Origin of the sequence: Sedimentibacter saalensis, assembly GCF_007830175.1 — a bacterium.
GTDB lineage: Bacteria > Bacillota > Clostridia > Tissierellales > Sedimentibacteraceae > Sedimentibacter > Sedimentibacter saalensis.
Map to the genome: position 1 here is coordinate 275,212 of NZ_VLKH01000003.1, position 21,430 is coordinate 296,641.

The following is a 21,430-nucleotide window of genomic DNA, read 5'->3' on the forward strand; positions in this document are numbered from 1 at the left end:
CACCTCGACATATTTATTTGTATTATATGAAAGATGGCACCCAGAAGGTAACAATTAAAATATATTTATTTTTATTAAGATTTGTTATATAATAAAGCTATATAATTTGAACTGAGGTATTGATATGAAAATATTCAGCAATATTTTAATAATAGCACTGATTGGACTTTTTTCGTCCACATACTTGTTTAACCTTTCACCCATAGACTACAGAGGAACCATTGAAATTGAAACACCGGTGGAAGAAAGTGCCTTAAGGCTCACAACAGAAAAACAGGAGCTTTTGAATCCTGAATCAATAACAATAAAACATGAGTCAGAAAATGAAGAAGTACTTAAAAGTGTAGCAGACAGCATCTTTACTGTAAGCGTGTACAAGGGCAATGTGCCGGTTAAGGAAAATATTAAAAATCTGGAACTTGTATCTCCTTCATCTAATATGACCATTTCAATTGATTCTGCCAATCCAATGGTTACAACCCTTGACATCAGTCAGAAAAAACTTGGTCTTGAAGATGGAACATACAATTTTGTTTTCAGTTCAAACTTAATAGCTAGTAAGGAAAATGAATCCGTATCTGTTAATGTTACATACGACACAGCCGGAACATACTTCCCTGCTTCAAAAGCTGCACAGTCCGGTAAAAAAGGTCTTACACTTTATTTTGCAACGCCAAATGCAGACACATTAATTCCTGTCACAAGATTTGTTGTTGAGGATAAATCATTGACAAGAATGGCAATAGAACAGCTTCAAAACGGACCTGAATCAGGAAGCCTCAGGACTGTCATAGGAGATGTTACAAACACCACATACAACAACGGAAATGTTGTAATAGACATTCCAAGTTCCTATGAAAGCTACAACAACGGAAGCACCGGTGGTCTGTTATCTTATGAAGCATTTAAAAAGACTATTTTCAGTGTTAAAAGATACTGGCCTATTTACAGCCTTTCATTTACAGTTGACCGCAAAAGTGTTGATTCATATTTTCACGGTATTGACAATGTTACTTCATTGCCTTATGCAAAAAATAACTATGTACTTTACATGTCATACAAGGTTGACGGAAGATACTACTTGTTTGATTACAAGATAGATACACAACAGGCAGGAATAAGCGAAACAGATGCACCAGAGCTCAAAGCTCAGAAAATGTTCGATGCATACAAGGATACAGATATCCCTTACGGAATTAATCCAATACCTGAAAGTGTAATTCTAAAAAGTGCAGCCATGCAGGGAACAACTCTTGTATTGGATTTTACTGACAGCCTCATGAATGCTTACAACGGCAAAAATGACTTAAGGCAGATGATGATTGATTCCTTCTCATACACATTTACAACAATACCGGGAATCAGCAGCATAAGAATTACTGTGGAAGGCGAAGCATTGAAAAATTATGTGGAAGGAATAGATTTGACAGGAATATTATATGCACCTGAGTTTATAAACCCTGAAAATACAACTCAGACAAACAACTAGAAAGAAGGAAATCATATGAATGGTTTTAGAAATTTTATGGTCGGAAGGTACGGAACAGATCAGTTTACACTTTTCCTGCTGATAACAGGAATGGTGCTGACATTTATAGGCGATGCCCTTAATCTTGAATTTTTGACAATATTAACCTATGCCATATTCATAGGCTGCGTTTACAGAACCTTGTCAAGAAACATCCTAGCAAGGCAGAAGGAAAATTTCATGTTTCTTAAATACTGGAATCCAGTGAAGACATGGTCAAAATCAAAATATAACATTGTTAAAGACAGCAAAGACTACAAATACTTCAAATGTCCAAACTGCAAGCAAATTATGCGCGCTCCCAGAGGCAGAGGTAAAATATCAGTAACGTGCAGAAAATGCGGCACTAAGTTCATACAAAAATCATAAAAAAGAAGACTTTTGCATTAAGTATGTTCATGTCATCCTGAGCGATAGCGAAGGATCTCATCTTTTGAAATTCTGAGATTCTTCAGGCTAAAGACTCAGGATGACACGATTATAAACACTTATGCAACAGTCTATTTTTATTTTACTTATTACAATTTAATTTATGATTCAAGCATTTCTCTTCCGATTGGAGTGTTTTTAAACACCGCCAGAAACATTACAGCTACAATTATTCCTGCAGCTGACTGAATGACATTGCCTGGTATTTCGCTTATTGTTGTAATGAAGTTGCCAACCATGACAGAGCCAACCATGTAGTATCCGAAAATCTGCCATACACTGCCCATTGCTGCACCCATCACCCATTTGTTTTTAGTTTCAGGTAGTCTTTCTATAACTGTTCCCATTATAAGTCCCATGATACCCTTGATTATGAATGTTGGAAGTGCATAGTATGCATAGCCTCCAATAATATCTGCAAGAGACGCACCGATTGCTCCTGCCCAGGATCCGTTTCTTTTTCCAAGGAGAATAACAGCTATAAAAATAAAACCGTCTCCAAGATGTGTGTATCCGTTTGTTACAACTGACGGAACCTTGATTATGAACGTAGCAACGCAGATAAGTGCTGCAAACAATGATGTGTAAACCAAATCCTTTATATTTTTATCTTTCATATAATTCTCCTGTAATTTACTTTAATTAAATTATATAGAAAACTGTACCCTTTAAAAGATACAGTTTAATATTTTTGATAGATTACAGATTAAATTTTAAATTAAAGCACCCTGCCGAGATTCAACCAGGCTTCCTCACGTCACACAAAACGGTCTACTTATTGCTGCTTCCTTCCGGACCTGACAAGATTCATAGGGTTCTGTTGCGCGAGACCAAGTTTTCACTCGGACAGAGTGCATTAAGATAATAACACAAATAGCATTTCAAGTCAATATTAATCTGGATAAATTCTATTTTAAAACTTCGAGAGTTTTTTCCTCTTCAAACTGTTTTGTGTAAAGTTTGTAATAATATCCTTTTTCGGCAATGAGACTTTTGTGGGTTCCTTGTTCCACAATTTTTCCGTTTTTAACAACAAGAATGATGTCGGCTTTTTTTATTGTTGAAAGCCTGTGGGCAATTATGAATGAAGTTCTTCCCTTTAGGAGATAATTTATTCCATCTTGGATGAATTTTTCTGTCTGTGTGTCAATTGAAGAAGTTGCTTCATCAAGCACAAATATTCTTGGGTTTGCAAGAATTGCCCTTGCAATGGAAATAAGCTGCTTCTCACCTGTAGAAAGTTTATCTCCTCCTTCTCCCACTTCACTCAAATATCCATTTTCAAGCTTGTCGGCAACTGTATTTACAGACACTATTTCAGCGGCCTTTATTACTTCTTCATCTGTTGCCTCCAGATTTCCGTACCATATGTTGTCCTTGATGGTGCCTGAAAACAAGTGAGGATTTTGCAGCACATAGCCTATATTTGAATGAAGCCACAGCTGGGACCTATCCCTGTAATCCTTGCCGTCGATTAGAATTTCTCCTTCAGTAGGCTCAAAAAACCTGCATGCAAGGTTTACAAGAGTGCTTTTGCCTGCTCCTGTCTCTCCTACTATAGCTACATTTGTTCCTGCCGGTATGTGGAGGTTGAAGTTTTTTAGAACTTCTTCATCTCCGTCAGGGTATTTAAAAGTAACATTGCGAAATTCTATGTCACCATTTATTTCTTCCCAGTTTTGTTTTTTCGGATTAATGTTGTCCCCATATATTTCAACAACGTCAGTCCTGTCCTTTATTAAGGGTTCCTTCTCTAAGAGGTCCGTCACTCTTTCCACATTGGCCTGGAGTGCAATAACATCTGTATATGTCTTGGCTAATTGTTGTACAGGTTCAAAAATGTTGATTGCATAGGATATGAATGCCGACAGTGTTCCAATCTGTATTACATCACCCATAGCCAGATATCCGCCTCTTGCCAATACAATGGCAGTTGAAACCGAGCCAAAGAAAACTATTATAGGAATGTACAAACCATTAAGATTTGCCATTCTGAGAGATGCTTTTTCCATATCAAGACTCACGCCTTTAAATTCATCAAGGTTTTTGTTTTCAATAACAAGCGTCTTTGTAGTTCTGGCCCCGGTTATCCCTTCATTGAACTGACCTGTAAGCTTCGAGTTTACTTTTCTTAACTTTCTGCTTGTTGAAAGCATTTTTTTCTGAAAGTATAATGTAATTATTGCCATCAAAGGAACAACAACCATAACAATCAGGGCCAGTCTTACATTTAAAAGCATCATTGCAGCAAATGCTCCTATTACATATGTACATGACCAGAAAACATCAACGAGACCCCAGGCAATCATGGAGCCGATCTTGTTTGTATCGCTTAAAGTTCTTGCCAGTATGTAACCTACAGGAGTTGTGTTGTAATATGACAGGGACAGATTTTGGAGGTGAGTGAATATTTCCTTCCTCAGGTCCTTGCCTATGTGCATTTCCACAACTATTGCATATCTGGCGAATATATTGACCGAAGATGCCATAACAATGAGTGCTACGCAGTAAGCAATTATAAACATGTCCAGCCTATCAGTGGTACCCCTGACTATGAAATTGTCCACGGCATATTTTTGAAACAATGGAATGGAAAGATCCATCAGTGCTGTAATAAGCATGAACACAACAATTCCCAATATCTTTTTTTTGTATGGCAAAAAGAACCTGCCAAGCTTAAACCACGTCTTTATATTTAACGATTTATATCCTGTATCTTCTTCGTAATATTCCATAAACTCCCCCTAATCAACATCAGATAAGTTCATCTGCACATTGAATACTTCCTTGTATATGCCGTCCCTTTCAATAAGCTCATCATGAGTTCCCATATCAGCAACCCTGCCCTTGTCAAGCACCAGAATGATGTCTGCCTGCATGAGAGTTGTTATACGGTGAGAAATCAATATTATGGTAGAATCTTTTTTGTCTTTTTTTAGTGCCTCGCGAATTTTTGCATCAGTTTCTGCATCAACAGCCGAAAGAGAATCATCAAAGACCATAATGGGAGTTTTCTGAAGAAGCATCCTGGCAATAGAAACCCTCTGCTTTTGTCCTCCGGACAGCGTAACTCCTCTTTCTCCTACAATTGTATCATAACCCTTTGAAAATTCCTCTATAGCTTCATCAACGTGAGCAATTGATGTAGCTTCCTTAACATCATCAATTGTTGCATTTTCATTTACAATGGTTATGTTATCTTTTATGGAACGTGAGAACAAAAATGGCTCTTGCAGCACCATGCCTATATTTTTTCTCAAATATTCTCTTTTTATTTTGCGTATGTCAACTCCGCCTATTGTTATGCTTCCGCTATCCTCCGGAAGGTCATACAGACGGTTTAAAAGGTGCATAAGAGTTGTTTTTCCTGAACCTGTACCTCCAAGCACTGCAAATGTTGTTCCTGCCTTTATTTTAAAACTGACGTCATCCAGGACAGGAACACTTCCGTCATATTTAAACGTTACATTTTTATATTCAATGTCCTTGTTCATGTCAGGCTCAACTGCCTCAGGAGTTTCAGACTCTTCAGGCTCGCTTAATATTTCGCATATCCTTTGTGCTGAAACCTTGGTCTTGCTCAGTTCTCCAAGAATACGTCCAAAACTTCTAAGAGGCCATGCAATCATTGAAGTATATGACACAAAAACAAGAAATTCTCCAAGGGTGATTACATTATTAACAGCCTGATAAGTTCCGGCAACAACAATTGTCATAACCATGAGTCCCGTTACAAGATCTCCTATTCCCCAATAGTACCCCAGCTGGTATCCAAGCTTCACCCACAAGTCAGAAAATTTGAGATTTCTTTCTGAAAACTTTTCTATTTCATACTTTTCCCTGCCAAAAGCCCTTACAACCCTAACACCTGTTAAATTTTCCTGAGTTGCAGTAAAAAGTGCTCCTTCAGCTTCATCAGCCACAAGAAATTTTTTTGATAATATTCCGTAAAATATTGATGAATACAAAATGACCACAGGAACAAAGACAAGGACCATCAAAGTTAATTTCAGGTTCATAGGAAACATCAGTGCCAGGGATATTGCAACAAGCATTATTGTCCTGAACATTTCTGATAGCTGTGTGCTTATGAAATTACGAAGAACCTCCACATCAGATGTTGAACGTTGTATGATGTCTCCTGTCTGGTTTTTGATGTGCCAGCTGTAAGGCAATTTTTGTATGTGTTCAAACAATTTGTTTCTTATGGTCTTAACAGTTCCTTCTGTTGCCTTTGCAATTGAAATTCTGCCAACGAAGTCGCTAAGAGAAGCAATGATGGCTATAGCAATTACAAATGCTGCACAGAGCCACAAATTCTGCCTAAGCCCCTCTCTTCCTCCAGCCATACTTATTAATTTCATCAAAGGTGAAATAAGTTTGTACGGAACATCGTCTATAATAGAATCCACCGTGAAACTTATGACTTGAGGCGTAGTAAAGCCTGCCAGAACGCGGACAACGGTTGCAGCAGCTGAAAGGGCTATGAATTTTCTGTAGCCCCTGGTATATGAATAAATAGTTTTTAAATTTAACTTATTCTTGGCATCCATAATAACCTCTGTCAAAAAATCCCAAAGCAAAATACCTTGGGCTTATTAAATGTATATGTAATCTTATCTGTACTGTTTATTCATTTTATAATAATTTAACACTTATGTCAAATTTATATTAACGACATTATATGTGGAGAATTTATAAACAAAGTTCAAATTCCTTAAAAAAGTAAAAAAAGAGCATTTCTTCAGTATCAACCTGAAGAAAATGCTCCTAAATTACTTGCTAGTTATTATTTTGCTGAAGCAGCAGCCTTAGCAACTATGTTCTGGAATGCGTCTATTCCTATAGTTACTGATGATACCAAGTCTGCATCAGTTGTTGTTCCTTCTGCGTCAACTGCAATTGCTTTTACTTCTTCTGCAGTCTTTCCAACTACGAAATCAGCAAATGCTTTTGCCTGCTCATACCATTCTTTGCCAATCTTAGAAGCTTTTTTCATGCCATAGTTGTCGCCTAATTCATTTTTAGTCAATACATCAGCAGTTAAATCAGTAGTGATTTTTCCTGTTGCATCAAATTTAACATTTGACTGAGATGCATCTATTATGCTTGAAGTGATTTTTCCGTCAGCATCGAATGTTGTTACAGTAAATGTTGAATATGCCTGTGCAACACCTTCTGCATCGGCAGCTGCATCTTTAGATTTAGAAATTGTTGTTACTACTCCAAGTCCTAATTCATCATTTTTAGTTGCTCCTAAAAATTCAGCATTTTCAACTGCTTTTTCAACTGCAGCAACATATCCGTTTATTTTAATAGTTACAGAAGAAGTTAAGTCTGCTTCTGTTGGTACTCCTGTGTCAGTTACAGGTATTGCTTTTATTTCTTCAACTGTTTTTCCAACCATGTAATCAGCTAAAGCATTAGCTTGTTCAAACCATTCTTTGCCTATTGAAGAAGCTTTAACCATTCCGTAATCTGCTCCAAGTTCTTGTTTAGACTTGTATTCAGCTTCTTTGTCAGAAGCAATTTTTCCTTCTTTTGTGAAGTTGATTTTAGTTTGTGCAGTGTCAATAGCTGCTTTAACTATTTTGCCGTCCTGGTCAACTGTTACTGCCATTACAACAGAATCAGTCTGAGCTAAACCGTCTTTTTCGCCTGCATCAGCTGATTTTTCAACTGAAGAAATAACTGCCAGTCCAGTTTTTACAGAATCTTCAGTTACTTCAACTTCTCCTGCTGGTTCTTCAGTCTTTGGCTCTTCTGCTGCTGGTTGTTCAACAACAGGATCATTTGAAACCGGTGCTTCTTCTTTTGCACATCCTGCAAAAGCAAATAAAGACATCGTTAAAATTAATGATAATAATATTGATTTTTTCATTGTCACCCTCCAAAGTTACAATAATTTTATATATATAACGGCTTTTGCCGATTATACCGTATTTCTGTTATCGATACAATATTAACAAATTGTTCTTAATGAGTCAACGTTTTTTCATTGCTAATATTATCTTGTTATGCATTATTTTGCATCTTTGTTTTTCTTATCACAAAGACTTTTGCATTTTAACATGAAGGACCATAAAAATCAACCTTAAAAGCCGAATTTGACAAAATGTTAAAATTTCAAGCTCCAGTTTCCCACATATGACACTTATATGAAAAAGAAATAGAATTTTTTTTGCTTTTTTTATAATTGTTAAAAAAATAAAACATTTGTTTCACTTTTCTTCATAATATCTACATATTTATTTTTTATCAATTTATGTATTATTTATAATTTTATATATATTTCAAAAAATATATATTATAAATTATATGGACATGATTAAGCAAATAAGTTAAAATAAATTTATATTTTAAAAAAGGAAAGAAGGGATACTGTGAACACAATTACAAAAGAAGAAGCTTGGGCTTTATTAAAGGAATATAACAAGGATGAATTTCATTTGAAGCATGCAGAAACAGTGAGTTTTGTAATGGAATACTTTGCCAAAAAATTAGGTTTTGAGAATGAAACAGAATTTTGGGGCATCGTTGGATTATTGCACGATCTTGACTTTGAAATGTATCCTGAAGAGCATTGCATGAAGGTTCAGGAAATATTGAATGAAAAGGGAATAGACCCTAAAATTACCCGTGCCATTGCAAGCCACGGTTACGGATTGACTCCGGCAGATATAAAACCTGAGCACACAATGGAAAAAGTGTTGTTTGCAACTGACGAACTTACAGGTTTAATTGGAGCCGCAGCACTTATGAGACCTTCTAAAAGCACATTGGATATGGAATTAAAATCCTTGAAGAAAAAATATAAAACTCCAAGTTTTGCTGCAGGCTGTTCAAGAGATGCAATTCAAGACGGAGCAAACATGCTTGGTTGGGAACTCGATAAGCTTCTGGAAGAAACTCTGCAGGCTATGAGAGCATACGAAACTTCTCTACAATAATTTAAGAAAATATAAGAAACAACTCAGCATCCATGCCAGAATGCTGAGTTGTTTTTATTTTTGGGGGGATTTTATTTATTAATCCATTTTGTTCATTTTTTCAATTTGTTCTTTTAGCTTTAAAGCTGTTGGAGTCACTGCAATTCCGCCAAGTGATGTTTCTCTTAGTTCCGCAGGCAGCTGCTTTCCAACTTTGTACATAGCAACAATCATTTCATCCAGCGGAATTTTGCTTGTTATTCCACTCATTACCATGTCAGCTGTTGCTATAGCGCTTACTGTTCCGGCTACGTTACGCTTTGCACATGGAACTTCAACAATTCCTGCAACAGAGTCACATACAAGACCAAGAATGTTTTTTATTACTATAGCTGCAGCATCCATTTCCTGCTCAGCTGTTCCACCAAGCATATGAACAGCAGCTGCAGACGCCATTGCAGAGCCCGCTCCGCATTCTGCCTGACATCCGCCCTCTGCTCCTGCCAGTGTAGCATTTTTAGCTATTAGAATTCCTATTCCGCCGGCAACAAACAATGCCTGAATCATTTCATCTTCTGTTTTATTAAGTTTTTCTCCGACAGACAACACCACTGCCGGCAATATTCCGCAAGAACCGGCTGTAGGGCAAGCTACAATTCTTCCCATAGCTGAATTTGTTTCAGAACATGACATAGCTCTTGACATTGCATCAACCATAAACTCACCAGTCAGTGCTTTTCCGCTTCTTGAGTATTCCTTCAATCTTTTTGCATCACCTTTAATAAGGTTTCCTGCTGTTTCTATTTCTTTTTCCTGAGAATTTGTAGAATATTTTCGCATAACATTGAGGTTTGCTCTCATTTTATCAATTGCTTTTTCACGAGTAAACCCGCTTCTGTTCATTTCTTCTCTTATTGCATATTCTGCAAGAGTAATATTCTCATTTTTTAAAATGTCAAGTATTTCTTTTCCTGTTGAAACAAACATGTTATATCGCTCCTTCTATAATTGGGTTAACTACATTTACGCAATGTATTTCTTTGATGTCTCTTACTTTTTCCAATAGTTTTTCGGGAATGATGCTGTCTGTTTCAATAGCCATAGTAGCTTCTTTACCTTTTTCGTTTCTGTATACTCTCATGTTGGCAATATTTATATTTTCATCATACAAAATATTTGCTATCTGAGAAAGAACACCTGGTATATCCTTATGCTTTGTAAGAAGAGTAGGGCGCTCGCCTGTAAACTCAACTTCCTGTCCATCTATGTCGAAAACAATTATATTGCCTCCGCCTATAGAAGATCCCATTACTACTGCTAAATTGCCATCTGCTTTTGTCATGACAAATCTTACAGTGTTAGGATGAACATCTCCTAAATCTGCTGCAATAAAATTGTATTCAATGCCTTCCTTAGCTGCCAGTTCAAATGAATTTCTCAGGTCTTCATCCCATGGATCCATACCTAAAATTCCTGCAACCAAAGCCTTGTCAGTACCGTGCCCTTTATATGTTTCTGCAAACGAACCGTGAAGAATAAAATCAACTTTTATAATTTTACCGCCTGCTACTGTTCTTGCTATCTTAGCTAATCTAGCCGCACCCGCAGTGTGTGAACTAGATGGTCCAATCATAATCGGCCCAATTATATCAAAAACACTATAATCTCTCATTATTATCTCCTTAAATCATACCGTATCTGTCATTTGTTTTGTATGACTACCAATACAGATTGCCTTAATCTATACTATTTATCTGATTGTTTGCCTTGAATTGTATCAACTAACATAGCTATCGCCTGGTCTCCTGATACGTTGCATGCTGTTCCAAAGCTATCCTGAGCAATGTACAATGCTATCATCAATGCAAGCATTGGTTCTGTAAATCCTAAAACTGTTTCCAATACTCCAAGAGCTGCCATTACAGCGCCTCCAGGAACTCCAGGTGCAGCAACCATCGTTATACCAAGCATTGCTATAAATCCTGCAAATGCAGTCAATGTTACCGGAACTCCATTGAGCATCATTACAGCCAATGCACATGTAGTCAGTGTTATCGTGCTTCCTGATAAGTGAACTGTTGCGCACAATGGTACAACGAATTCTCTGATACCTTTGGAAATACCCATTTTTTCTGAGCAATTTACATTAACAGGAATAGTTGCAGCTGAAGACTGTGTTCCAAGTGCAGTAACATAAGCTGTTATCTGAATCTTCAGGCATTTGAATATATTTTTCTTACTGATTGTGCAACCGATTACAAACTGGATAACAATCATTGCTAAATGCATTGCTATTACAACTAAGAATACTTTCCAGAATACAGAGAACACTGTTGTAACTTGTCCAGTATAAGTCATGTTTACGAAAACACCTACTATATATAACGGAAGCAATGGAATTATAATGCTTTCAATTACTTTAGATATAATTTTCTGAAAGTCTTCTGCTGCTTTTCTAAGAGGTTCACTTTTTGTCACGGAAATTCCTAAACCTAAAATGAAAGATAAAATCAGTGCTGTCATAACTCCCATTACAGCTGGCATCTCAACTTTGAAGAATGGTTCTAAGTCAGCTGCTGCTTCAGCTATGCTGCTTGCAGATTCTGGAGTAATAAAAGAAGGTAAAAAGCTTGTTCCTACAAAATATGCTGTAAACCCTGAGAACAATGTAAAGCAATATGCAAGTCCAACTGTTATTCCCAAAAGTTTGCCGGCGCCTGTGCCTAGTTCAGCAATACCGGCTGTTACAAATCCTAAAATTATTAACGGGATTATAAAACCTAAAAAGTTTCCGAAAATTGAAGTAAAAGTTACAAATACTCTGTCAAGCCAAACTGGTGCAAAACTTCCTAGAACAAGACCAACTATGATACCAATGATGATTCTGGGTATAAGACCTAATTTGAATTTTTTTTCTTCTGCCATTTGATTAATCTCCTCATTTTTATTTGCATACGTATGTCAGATACTCCGGATGTATCTATTTCGCAGACGTTGCGTGAATTTTGTGTATTCATCAAGTGCATATGCGAATGTTATCATTAATTGACAAATATGTCAATAGAAATTTGTTATTTTTTTGCTAAAATTCTACAATATTTTTATTAAGTTTTGGTAATTATTTTAGCTTCAAGCTTTCAATAACGATACTTTTTTTAGAATTTTATAACATAAAGTTACTCGAAACGGCTTAATATCATTGAAAAGCATACGTTTCGCCTATGTTCGTTTTATATGCAACTAAACGTTATTTTGTGCTAGTTTTGAATACACTTTAAATTTAATCATCAAAAACGCATTTTCTTTTTTGTACACATTTCTGCTACATATTTTCAACATAATGATTTTTGCTCATAAAAATAAAAACCCACAAGTTTCCTTACTAAACTTGTGGGTTTAAATGTTAAATAAATTTCAATATTTTTCTTTTAGCTAGCTGCTTCAGCAATCTTTGCTCTTTTTTTCTTCTTAATATTGTTCTTTGCTGCTGTAAACAAAAGACAAGATATTATAGTCACAGGCATTACAGTTGCTGAATAAAGTATAAGTCTCTTTGTAACAGACAAAATACCATTGTTTTCAGCATACAAAATCATTACTGTAAGAACTAGAGGATGCATCAGGTAAATGTAGTACGAACTTTGTCCGAACAGCTTTATGAAGCTGTAGTATTTGCTGAAAACTTCCTTCATTACCAGTCCCACATAATAAACGAAGAACACAGATGATGCTGAGAAAAAAAACCAGACATATGTTGTTATACTCATATCATAATAAGATACGACTGTGTATGCAAGGCCTGTTATTAAATATGCTGCTGTCACATGTATCTTGTGTCTTTTAACAAAGGACAGAAATAGCTCTCTCTCCAGAGTGACATAAATACCAAGCATATAAAAAACAACATACTTTAAAAAAAGCCTGTCTGACAGTTCATATCTTATAAACTCAGCGCTCAGCAATGTAATAACTGCTGCAACTATCAATACAGTAACTTTTTTGTCTGTATTTCGAAGGATATAATAAAGTAACGGTCCCACAACATACATTTGAACAATTATTATTACGAAATACAAATGATATGACATTGTCCCCTGGAAAACCCTCGTAATAAAAAAATTAATGTCCCATGTGTAATATCCAATCTTAATATATGCCCTATAATATATGACACACCATAAAAGATACGCTACAAGCACTTTGGCCAATCTTTTTTTAAGGAAAGAAAAGTACTTGAATTCCTTTTGTCTGTAGCTGTAAAAACTTGTAACGCCGCTTAAAAAAATAAAGATTGGAGTGGTAAACTTCAAACTTCTGTTGATTAACAGCATTACTAAATGTGGAAAGCTTCCATGAATATAACCGGTAATACCTGTTGCTGTAATATGTACAATCATTACGGCCAGACAAGCTATAAACCTTATGTAATCCAGTTCATAGAGCTTGTCTTTACTTTTCTTCCCAAATTCTATAGATTCAGACATTTCTGCTGATAAATTCATTAAATCACATCACTTTCTAAAATATATTTTTAAGTTTACCACTTATATAAGATAAAATCAATCAGATTTATATTGGTAAATATGTATTCGCATTTTAAATATTTATGCAAACAAAGACGATTTTCGCCCATTTATATAAAATTTTATAATATTTTGTGGTATTTTATGTATTTTATACGTTTTGGCGTATACGTCATGACGAAGTTGTGTTACAATACTTTTAAAGGTCGTTTATTGTAATGGGAGGTATATTATGTGTGTAAAAGAGGCAGTAATAAATAGAATTAATGATATTTGTTCCGACAGGGGGCTTGCTGTAAACAAGCTTGCAAACTTATCCGGAATTACGCCTTCAACAGTCTATAGCGTTTTTGACTCGGACAGAAAAGACATCGGCATTGTATTGATAAAAAAAATATGTGACGGTTTAGAAATATCCCTGGAGGATTTTTTCTCGGCTGAAATATTTGAATCTCTTGATCAGGAACTTATATAATGAACTTTAAAAGGGTGTAACGTACAGTTTTCACCCTTTAATTTGTATTACCATTTTTAATTTGTCTGAGCAGATAAATATACTTTTTTTCTGCTGCTTCTACTTTATAAATTGCATAGTCAACCAGATCAGGCTGTGACACATTTTCAAATATGTTTTTAGCGTCTTCCCACTCTCGTTTTGCATTTTCAATATTTATGTATATATCTTTTTTTTCTTCTGATTTTTGCGGATGTTTGAAAATTTCTAATATATTTTTAATTCTCAATTCTTTGTTTGAAATCATGCTCATGGAAAAAACCTCCTATATATATTATTATAGACAGGAGATTCCTTTTTATTCACGATATACCAAAATATATGGATACTATTTTATTATTTCTTTGACCATTGCAGGAATTTGAGAAACACTGTTCACATAAGGAACAACGTCTTTTATTTTACCAAAGCCATATCTTGCATGGATAAAAGGAATTCCGGCAAATCTTGCAGAGCTTAAATCGCCTTCTGTATCGCCTATATACACAGCTCTGTCAAGATTATTTCTTTCCGTAACTAATTTTATATTTTCACCCTTTGTCTTTCCCGTGCGGCCGGGATTTTCAAAATCATCAAAATACTTATTCAGATTGTAGTATTTAAGAAAAGCCTCAATATATCCTTCCTGACAGTTGCTTACAATGGAAAGACTGTACTGTGAAGACAGTAATTCAAGCGTTTCTTCAACCTCGGGAAACAAAATGCCCCCGTTTTTTTCAATGTAGTCTTGTTCATACATGAGGCATCTGTCAACTATTTGTTTCCTTTCATCTAAAGAAAAATCAGCAAAAAACAACGCTGCTATTTCATCTATGGTCTTTCCCATGAATCCTTTCATTGCTTGTACAGTCATTTTATAATTTATATTGCCATATGTTGCAATGGCCTCATTCCATGAATTGGTTACACTTTCTGAAGAATCCCAAAGAGTTCCGTCCAGATCAAATATAATTCCTTCTTTTGTCATGTTTCCTCCGAATTTTTTGTATGTATTTCTCTTGTAATTTTCAAATATAACAAATTTTAACATTTGCATAATTATTATACAGCAGTAAAGCAATTAATGCCATTATTAAGTAAAAGTAATTTTTATTATTGACATATGACATTTATAGGAGTATTATCTAGTAAAGGATTTATCTATTCCTGAGAACATTTTTAATAATATTTAGGAGGATTAATATATGAAAATAGCATTGCCATCAAGACAAAATCTCATTGATGACCACTTTGGACATTGTGAATATTTCACAGTCTATACTGTTAACGAAAACAAAGAAATTACAAATGGAGAAACTATTGCTTCACCAGTGGGCTGCGGCTGCAAATCCAACATAGCGCAAACACTGGCAGAAATGGGCGTCAAAGTAATGCTTGCAGGCAACATGGGAGATGGAGCTGTCAGAGTCTTGGGTAATTCAGGCATAGAAGTTATACGCGGTTGTTCAGGTGATGTCCAGACAGTTGCAAATAATTATCTTGCAGGTTCAGTTACTGACTCAGGAGATTCATGCCACGCTCATGAACATGAATGCCAACATTAAATACTTACAGCAGCTTCCCATGGAAGCTGCTTTTTTTAGCTATGTTTTCTTTTTGTAATTAAAAGGTATGCAATTCCTATTGCCGCAAATACGGCAAATACTGCTGTTAGTCCGGGAGACACGGAACCTGACAGATAAATTGTTGTAGGTCCATCAGCTCCTCCTATAATACCTATAGCACTTGCATCGCTTAAATCTTTGTTTAACTTGTATGACAGGTAAAGAGGAAGCAAGTACTGGTATGAAATACCCAATGCAGCTGCAGCTGTGCAAAAAACAGTAAAAATCATCACCAATTTTTTAATCATTTTATTGTTCATTTGTACTCCTTTAAAATCTCTTATAAGCTTATTACTATCATTATATAACCCACAAGAACTATTTTCCATAAATATTATGAACATGTCAATTTTTTTACCACAAACATAAACATTGAACATGATTAATTTTATGATATAATTATACAATACAATCAATTCGGCATACTAAATCAAGCATTATATAGAAAACAAAATTACATAAAAGGAGAAATATCATGGATAAGGAAAGAATCGAAAAAGCTGTCAGGGAAATTCTTTTTGCAGTTGGCGAAGATCCTGACAGAGAAGGTCTTAAAGATACACCTAGAAGAATGGCAAAAATGTATGAAGAAATATTCGCAGGTCTTCATGAGAACCCTGCAAAGCACCTGGAGATTTATTTTCAGGAAGAAAAGTATGAGGAGCTTGTGCTGGTAAAGGACATACCATTTTATTCCGTTTGCGAACATCACCTTGTTCCGTTCTTTGGAAAAGCTCATGTTGCTTATCTGCCTAAAAACGGCAGGCTTACAGGATTAAGCAAACTTGCAAGGGTTGTGGAAACTGTGGCTAAAAGACCTCAGCTTCAAGAAAGAATCACTTCAACAGTTGCGGATACAATCATGGAAAAACTTGATCCTTATGGAGTCATAGTAGTAATAGAAGCTGAGCACATGTGTATGACAATGAGAGGCGTTAAAAAACCCGGTTCTAAAACAATGACATCAGCAGTAAGAGGTATGTTCAGAACGGATCCAAAATCAAGAGCTGAAGTTATGTCAATGATAAACAAATAAGAGGTAGAGATGGATAAAAAGGATATAAAAATTGTTCCACAAAAAAGGACTATGAAATTTTCAGGCCGTGAACTAGAGTTTGGGGAAAGAACATTGATAATGGGAATACTGAATGTAACACCCGACTCATTTTCAGACGGAGGCGATTATTCATCTGTTGACAGAGCAGTTGAACATGCCAAGGAAATGTTAAGAGACGGCGCAGACATAATTGACATTGGAGGAGAGTCCTCAAGGCCCGGCCACACAAGAATCAGCACCGAAGAAGAATTGAGAAGAGTAATTCCTGTAATCAAAAGGCTGAGAGAAGAAACTAATGCCATAATGTCATTAGACACCATCAGAGCAGAGGTTGCCGAGGAAGCAATTAAAAACGGTATTCACATAATCAATGACATATGGGGTTTTCAGGAGGACAAAAAACTTGCAGATGTTGCTGCTAAGTACCAGACTCCGGTAATTTTAATGCACAACCATGTTGGAAATGAATATGATTGTGACGTTGTGGAAGCAATAAAAAAATTTCTCATGGAATCCGTAAAAATTGCTAAATCAGCCGGTGTAAAGGATGATATGATAATTCTTGACCCGGGACTGGGCGGATTCGGCAAGACAGTTGAGCACAACTTTGAAATCATGTGCCGTCTTGGTGAAATAAAAGACCTTGGATACCCTGTTCTCATAGGCACATCAAGAAAAAGCATCATTGCCAAAGTGCTTGATGTTCCTCCAAAGGACAGAGATATTGGAACCGCTGCAACAACTGCATTAGGAATAGTCCAGGGTATGGACATTGTGAGAGTGCACAACGTACTGGCCAATGTTCATGCTGCTAAAGTAACTGATGCAATAATCAGGAGAAATTAAATGGATAAAATAATTATGGAAAATATGGGTTTCTATGGCTATCACGGCGTATTGGAACAGGAGAAAACCATAGGACAGAAGTTTTTTGTGGACGCATACCTATACTTGCCCCTAAAAAAAGCAGGTGAAACAGATGATTTGAATTTTTCCGTAAGCTATGCAGATGTTTACTTAGCCATAAAAAAGATAGTTACAGAAGAAAAGTTCAATCTGCTTGAAGCACTGGCAGAAAAAATATGCAGCGAAGTTTTAAGCTCATTTCAGGATGTTCAAAAAATAACTGTAAGGATTAAAAAGCCTGAAGCGCCTGTTGCCGGAATTTTCGATTACTTTGGAGTTGAAATGGAAAGGGAACGATCATGAGCAAAATATATTTAAGCCTTGGAACAAACCTTGGAAATAAAAAAGAAAACCTTACATATGCAGTACAGCTGCTTTCAGAAAAAATAGACATCTTAAAAACTTCTTCATTTTATGAGACAGAACCTGTGGGATACAAGGATCAGCCTTGGTTTATGAACATTGTTGTGGAAGGAACAACTCACTTGTCTCCGGAAGACCTGCTTGTTTTCACCCAAAGCATCGAACAAGCGATGAAAAGAGTAAAGACAATTGTAAACGGTCCAAGGATAATAGATGTAGACATACTCTTGTATGAAAGTGTAAAAATAAATACAGAAACTCTTATTATTCCACACCCGAGGATGACTGAAAGGGCTTTTGTTATGTATCCTCTTTTTGAAATATCACCGGACTTGATCATTGACGGCAAAAGCCTTAAAAATATGATGGAAAGTTTTAAAGGTGAAGAAATTAAAAGGCTTGATGTATGAAAAGGATAAATCAAATACTTGCAAATGAAGATTATATAAAATATCTGAGTAAAAACAAAGAAGCAGAAGGTGACAGAATTTACTGCCATCACGACATAGCTCATTTTCTTGATGTCTCAAGAATTGCATACATAATCTCGCTGGAAGAAAAATTAAATGTCAACAAGGAAATTTTGTATGCCATGGGCCTTCTGCACGATATCGGAAGATGGATGGAATACGAAAGCGGCATAGACCATGCGCTGGCAAGCAAAAATCTTGCAGAAGGGATACTACTGGACTGCGATTTCAGCGAAACAGAAATTCAAGAGATTTTAACAGCAATAGAATCTCACCGAAACATTAAAAGCACATCTGTACTTGGGGATTTGCTTTACCGTGCCGATAAACTATCAAGAAACTGCCTTCATTGCAGCGCTATAGGTACCTGCAAGAAGTTTCAAAACAAAGAAGTGCCCGTCATTCTATATTGATAGAACAACGGGCATTTCCGTTTTATTTTACTTCTTCAAGCATTTTGAAAAATTCATCGTGGTTTATTCCAGAAGGTCGATTAATTCTTTTAAGCTCATACAAATCATCCTCGTCGCCTGTTAGGATATTCACCCCGGATGTGCTTGACAGCGAAGCCAAAAATCCCATTTCCCTGAGTATTTTCTTGCACTCCTTACACATGGCTCCAAATGGATACGTGAATGCACTTGGAGTATAACCTGTCTTGCCGCTGATTAGAAGCTGCAGGTACCCAACATCATTTACAATCACCTTCTTATACTCATCATAGGATTCTCCGTCCAATATGGTACATCCCACACGATTATTCAATTTATGCATTGCATATGAATGATTTTGAATTTCCACATATGGAGAAGCTTGAAGTTCTTCAACCTGAGACCAGTTCAAATAAGGATTAAGATTTTTATCTTCAGAACTTTTGTCAACATATTCTCCAATTATGGACATGACTGCCTTGCTTTCATATTTTTCTAAAAGTGGCAGCACATAAGTGTAGTAGCTTCTAAAACCATCATCAAATGTAAGCATTATTGGTTTTTCCGGAAGACTTACATCATTGTACACATAGGCAACCAAATCTTCCACTGTAACTGTTGTGTATCCATGTTCCTTCATGTAAATGAGGTCAGCCTCCAGCTCACTTGGCAAAACAGTGTACTTTCCCAGACTGTTCCTGTTTTTTAGAACCTTGTGATACATTAAAACAGGCAATCTTACTGACGGTCTTGCTGCTGCAGGAACAGCATCACCTATATCTTCAACGTTGAAGCTCATAATAACAACAAGCAGCATTGTCAACAATGCAGCTACAATTCTTTTTATATTTTTCATAACCACCTCTGCAATAATTATTTATAATACATTTTATGTACAAACTCTGTTTATAATTACTGCTGAAAAAATTGTTCTTATCAAAAGATATTATGACGAAAAACCATAACACATAACAAATCTTTAGGCGCATAGACGAATTATAATTACAACCAATGTATGATTATTTTAAATTAATTTGAAAAATTTTCAAAAAAGTGATTGACAAATAAAAACGCTGGTGATATACTCACGGACAATACACAATTTAATGAGCAACATAAACGCAGTGATAAGGAGTATTAAGCATCATCAGTGATTTCAGAGAGTTGTTGGTTGGTGAAAAACAACATCAGACGATATGCCGAACTAGCCTTGGAGCGGATTTGCCGAAAATAAATATACAAGTAGGCATGTACGGGCAGCCAGTCGTTAAAATGGCAGGATATCGATTAGAAATAATCCGTATCTAGAGGGCATTTCGTATGAAATGAATAAGAGTGGTACCGCGAAAGATTATATCTTCCGTCTCTTAGGGATAATTCCCTGAGAGAGGAAGATTTTTTTATACCTTTTTCAGGCGTATCCGCCTTGTGTATAAAAAATAAATCTGGAGAGGTATAAAAATGGAAAAACAATCATCAGCAAAAAACATGAAATTTACAGGAGCCTTTGCAGTCGCATGCGTGTTGTTCGGCTCTCATGCAGGCGGTGGCTTCGCAACAGGCAATCAAGCAACTCAGTACTATGTTCAGTATGGATGGGCAGCACCTTTTATGGCAGTATTGGCCATGGCATTATTAACATTGACTATCAGGGAATGTATGATTATGTACAATTCCAGAGGTTTAGGAAGTTACAAGGAGCTTTTCCAAACTCTTTATCATCCTTTTGACAAGATGTCTGTATTATTTGATATTTATTTTTATATCATGGTTTTATGTGCTGTAGGAGCAGTAGTTGCAGGAGCTGCTTCACTGATTAACAAAACATACAGCATTCCCTACGCTTATGCAGTACTTTCAATCGGAGCAATACTGCTGACGCTCACCATTTTTGGAGCCGCTATGGTTTCCAAAGCATCAACAGTTATGTCAATTGGAATATTGACGTCATGTGCTGTAATATTCATTATGGGAATCAATGCTAAAATGCCTGAGATAGGTACAATTTTTGCAGCCCGCGAAAGCACCAGCAGCATATTCAAGGGGATTTTAAAAGCATTTACTTATGCAGGTTTTCAATCTGTAGTCATTCCGACCATGATATCATGCGGCAAGTCATTGAAGAGCAAGGAGGAAGTATCCCGCTCAATGATGATTGCTTTCATAATAAACTCAATTGCACTTGTTTTGTCTGTCATCATGCTGTTAGGATGGTATGCGGAATTTAAAGCAGCAAGCGAATCAACACTGCCTTCATTGTATATAACAAAACAATTGGGAAAACCATATGTTTACTGGGCATACAACATCTCATTGTTCCTGTGCTTTATTTCCACAGGAGTAACAACAATTTATGGTTTTGTTGAAAAATTTGAAAAAGCTAAGGCATTGTCTGGAATAAAAAAGGTCATAGCGAGAAGAGTCATTGTATCAGCATTTATAATGTCTTTATCAATGGGAATTTCTATGGTTGGTCTGGATAAAATCATAAAATACGGCTATGGATACATGGGATACCTTGGAATTGCAATTATAATAGTACCATTCCTTACAGTGGGGGCATATAAAAACCGCAAATACCTGAGAGAAAACAACAAATCAAGAGAAAAAAACTCTGACATAAACATTACATTTACTGAAAAAACAGAATTTTAACAGCCTGGCAAATATTCATTT

The 21,430-nt window shown here is 36.0% G+C and carries 23 protein-coding genes, 1 other RNA gene and 1 other annotated feature; of the genes, 11 read left to right on the forward strand and 13 right to left on the reverse strand.

All coding sequences use genetic code 11. The features are described 5' to 3' along the window. Window positions 1–124: 124 nt before the first annotated feature. Entirely contained in the window at window positions 125–1,489 is a 1,365-nt protein-coding gene (locus tag LY60_RS06465) for a GerMN domain-containing protein (protein WP_145081613.1), read from the forward strand. A 15-nt stretch (window positions 1,490–1,504) separates the two neighbouring features. Next, window positions 1,505–1,897, forward strand: coding sequence for a hypothetical protein (locus LY60_RS06470; protein WP_145081616.1), 393 nt, complete (start codon window positions 1,505–1,507; stop codon window positions 1,895–1,897). A 161-nt stretch (window positions 1,898–2,058) separates the two neighbouring features. Here LY60_RS06470 and LY60_RS06475 read toward each other — a convergent pair whose 3' ends face one another. The 5 genes from LY60_RS06475 to LY60_RS06495 form a co-directional block, all read right to left on the reverse strand. Then, a complete protein-coding gene (locus LY60_RS06475) occupies window positions 2,059–2,574 on the reverse strand; it encodes an ECF transporter S component (RefSeq protein ID WP_145081620.1) in 516 nt (171 codons plus the stop codon). 120 nt (window positions 2,575–2,694) lie between these two features. Beyond that, an RNA gene (gene ffs, locus LY60_RS18385) (signal recognition particle sRNA small type) lies at window positions 2,695–2,794 on the reverse strand. 71 nt (window positions 2,795–2,865) lie between these two features. After that, window positions 2,866–4,692, reverse strand: coding sequence for an ABC transporter ATP-binding protein (locus LY60_RS06485; RefSeq protein ID WP_145081623.1), 1,827 nt, complete (start codon window positions 4,690–4,692; stop codon window positions 2,866–2,868). Window positions 4,693–4,701: 9 nt separating this feature from the next. Further along, the gene (locus LY60_RS06490; protein WP_145081625.1) at window positions 4,702–6,510 is read right to left on the reverse strand and encodes an ABC transporter ATP-binding protein; all 1,809 of its coding nucleotides are present in this window, start codon (window positions 6,508–6,510) and stop codon (window positions 4,702–4,704) included. Between the two features lie 236 nt (window positions 6,511–6,746). After that, window positions 6,747–7,838 carry a hypothetical protein gene (locus LY60_RS06495; protein WP_145081628.1) on the reverse strand — a complete coding sequence of 364 codons (1,092 nt, stop codon included), beginning with the start codon at window positions 7,836–7,838 and terminating at the stop codon, window positions 6,747–6,749. Between the two features lie 502 nt (window positions 7,839–8,340). Here LY60_RS06495 and LY60_RS06500 point away from each other — a divergent pair. Then, a complete protein-coding gene (locus LY60_RS06500; RefSeq protein ID WP_145081631.1) occupies window positions 8,341–8,907 on the forward strand; it encodes a hydrolase in 567 nt (188 codons plus the stop codon). A 78-nt stretch (window positions 8,908–8,985) separates the two neighbouring features. On the opposite strand, the gene sdaAA is transcribed toward LY60_RS06500, so the two are convergent. From sdaAA to LY60_RS06520, 4 genes are all read right to left on the reverse strand, one after another. After that, the gene (gene sdaAA / locus LY60_RS06505) at window positions 8,986–9,873 is read right to left on the reverse strand and encodes an L-serine ammonia-lyase, iron-sulfur-dependent, subunit alpha (protein ID WP_145081634.1); all 888 of its coding nucleotides are present in this window, start codon (window positions 9,871–9,873) and stop codon (window positions 8,986–8,988) included. Window position 9,874: 1 nt separating this feature from the next. After that, window positions 9,875–10,558: an L-serine ammonia-lyase, iron-sulfur-dependent subunit beta gene (gene sdaAB, locus LY60_RS06510; RefSeq protein WP_019230009.1), complete on the reverse strand. Its 684-nt coding sequence runs from the start codon at window positions 10,556–10,558 to the stop codon at window positions 9,875–9,877. Window positions 10,559–10,632: 74 nt separating this feature from the next. Beyond that, on the reverse strand, window positions 10,633–11,811 hold the full coding sequence (locus tag LY60_RS06515; protein ID WP_145081637.1) for a dicarboxylate/amino acid:cation symporter: 1,179 nt from the start codon (window positions 11,809–11,811) through the stop codon (window positions 10,633–10,635). Between the two features lie 503 nt (window positions 11,812–12,314). Continuing rightward, a complete protein-coding gene (locus LY60_RS06520) occupies window positions 12,315–13,388 on the reverse strand; it encodes an acyltransferase (RefSeq protein WP_145081640.1) in 1,074 nt (357 codons plus the stop codon). 253 nt (window positions 13,389–13,641) lie between these two features. On the opposite strand from LY60_RS06520, the gene LY60_RS06525 reads away from it, so the two are divergent. After that, window positions 13,642–13,884, forward strand: coding sequence for a helix-turn-helix domain-containing protein (locus tag LY60_RS06525; RefSeq protein WP_019230012.1), 243 nt, complete (start codon window positions 13,642–13,644; stop codon window positions 13,882–13,884). A gap of 37 nt (window positions 13,885–13,921) precedes the next feature. On the opposite strand, the gene LY60_RS06530 is transcribed toward LY60_RS06525, so the two are convergent. Next, complete coding sequence (locus LY60_RS06530) at window positions 13,922–14,176, reverse strand: YaaL family protein (protein ID WP_019230013.1); 255 nt, start codon at window positions 14,174–14,176, stop codon at window positions 13,922–13,924. A 75-nt stretch (window positions 14,177–14,251) separates the two neighbouring features. Continuing rightward, window positions 14,252–14,953: an HAD family hydrolase gene (locus LY60_RS06535; RefSeq protein WP_246145386.1), complete on the reverse strand. Its 702-nt coding sequence runs from the start codon at window positions 14,951–14,953 to the stop codon at window positions 14,252–14,254. A 154-nt stretch (window positions 14,954–15,107) separates the two neighbouring features. Here LY60_RS06535 and LY60_RS06540 point away from each other — a divergent pair, with 154 nt between their 5' ends. After that, window positions 15,108–15,467, forward strand: a complete 360-nt coding sequence (locus LY60_RS06540) for a NifB/NifX family molybdenum-iron cluster-binding protein (RefSeq protein ID WP_145081642.1) — start codon at window positions 15,108–15,110, stop codon at window positions 15,465–15,467. Between the two features lie 35 nt (window positions 15,468–15,502). Here the strand turns inward: LY60_RS06540 and LY60_RS18305 are convergent, their stop codons facing one another. Continuing rightward, a complete protein-coding gene (locus LY60_RS18305; RefSeq protein ID WP_281291823.1) occupies window positions 15,503–15,787 on the reverse strand; it encodes a sodium ion-translocating decarboxylase subunit beta in 285 nt (94 codons plus the stop codon). Between the two features lie 215 nt (window positions 15,788–16,002). Between LY60_RS18305 and folE the strand changes: the two genes are divergently transcribed. The 5 genes from folE to LY60_RS06570 are packed head-to-tail and all read left to right on the forward strand — an operon-like array spanning window position 16,003 to window position 18,736. After that, window positions 16,003–16,563, forward strand: coding sequence for a GTP cyclohydrolase I FolE (gene folE / locus LY60_RS06550; protein ID WP_145081647.1), 561 nt, complete (start codon window positions 16,003–16,005; stop codon window positions 16,561–16,563). Window positions 16,564–16,614: 51 nt separating this feature from the next. After that, the gene (gene folP / locus LY60_RS06555) at window positions 16,615–17,430 is read left to right on the forward strand and encodes a dihydropteroate synthase (RefSeq protein ID WP_145082097.1); all 816 of its coding nucleotides are present in this window, start codon (window positions 16,615–16,617) and stop codon (window positions 17,428–17,430) included. Beyond that, window positions 17,431–17,793 (forward strand): dihydroneopterin aldolase, encoded by a 363-nt coding sequence (gene folB / locus LY60_RS06560; protein ID WP_145081650.1) that lies wholly within the window; start codon window positions 17,431–17,433, stop codon window positions 17,791–17,793. Beyond that, window positions 17,790–18,263 (forward strand): 2-amino-4-hydroxy-6-hydroxymethyldihydropteridine diphosphokinase, encoded by a 474-nt coding sequence (folK, locus tag LY60_RS06565; RefSeq protein ID WP_145081653.1) that lies wholly within the window; start codon window positions 17,790–17,792, stop codon window positions 18,261–18,263. Before folB ends, folK begins: the two co-directional genes overlap by 4 nt. Continuing rightward, on the forward strand, window positions 18,260–18,736 hold the full coding sequence (locus tag LY60_RS06570; RefSeq protein ID WP_145081656.1) for an HD domain-containing protein: 477 nt from the start codon (window positions 18,260–18,262) through the stop codon (window positions 18,734–18,736). Before folK ends, LY60_RS06570 begins: the two co-directional genes overlap by 4 nt. 22 nt (window positions 18,737–18,758) lie before the next feature. On the opposite strand, the gene LY60_RS06575 is transcribed toward LY60_RS06570, so the two are convergent. Beyond that, window positions 18,759–19,610: a polysaccharide deacetylase family protein gene (locus LY60_RS06575; protein ID WP_145081659.1), complete on the reverse strand. Its 852-nt coding sequence runs from the start codon at window positions 19,608–19,610 to the stop codon at window positions 18,759–18,761. Between the two features lie 259 nt (window positions 19,611–19,869). After that, window positions 19,870–20,125: a binding site (T-box leader), on the forward strand. Window positions 20,126–20,215: 90 nt separating this feature from the next. Here LY60_RS06575 and LY60_RS06580 point away from each other — a divergent pair. Then, a complete protein-coding gene (locus LY60_RS06580; RefSeq protein WP_145081663.1) occupies window positions 20,216–21,409 on the forward strand; it encodes a hypothetical protein in 1,194 nt (397 codons plus the stop codon). Window positions 21,410–21,430 lie beyond the last annotated feature (21 nt).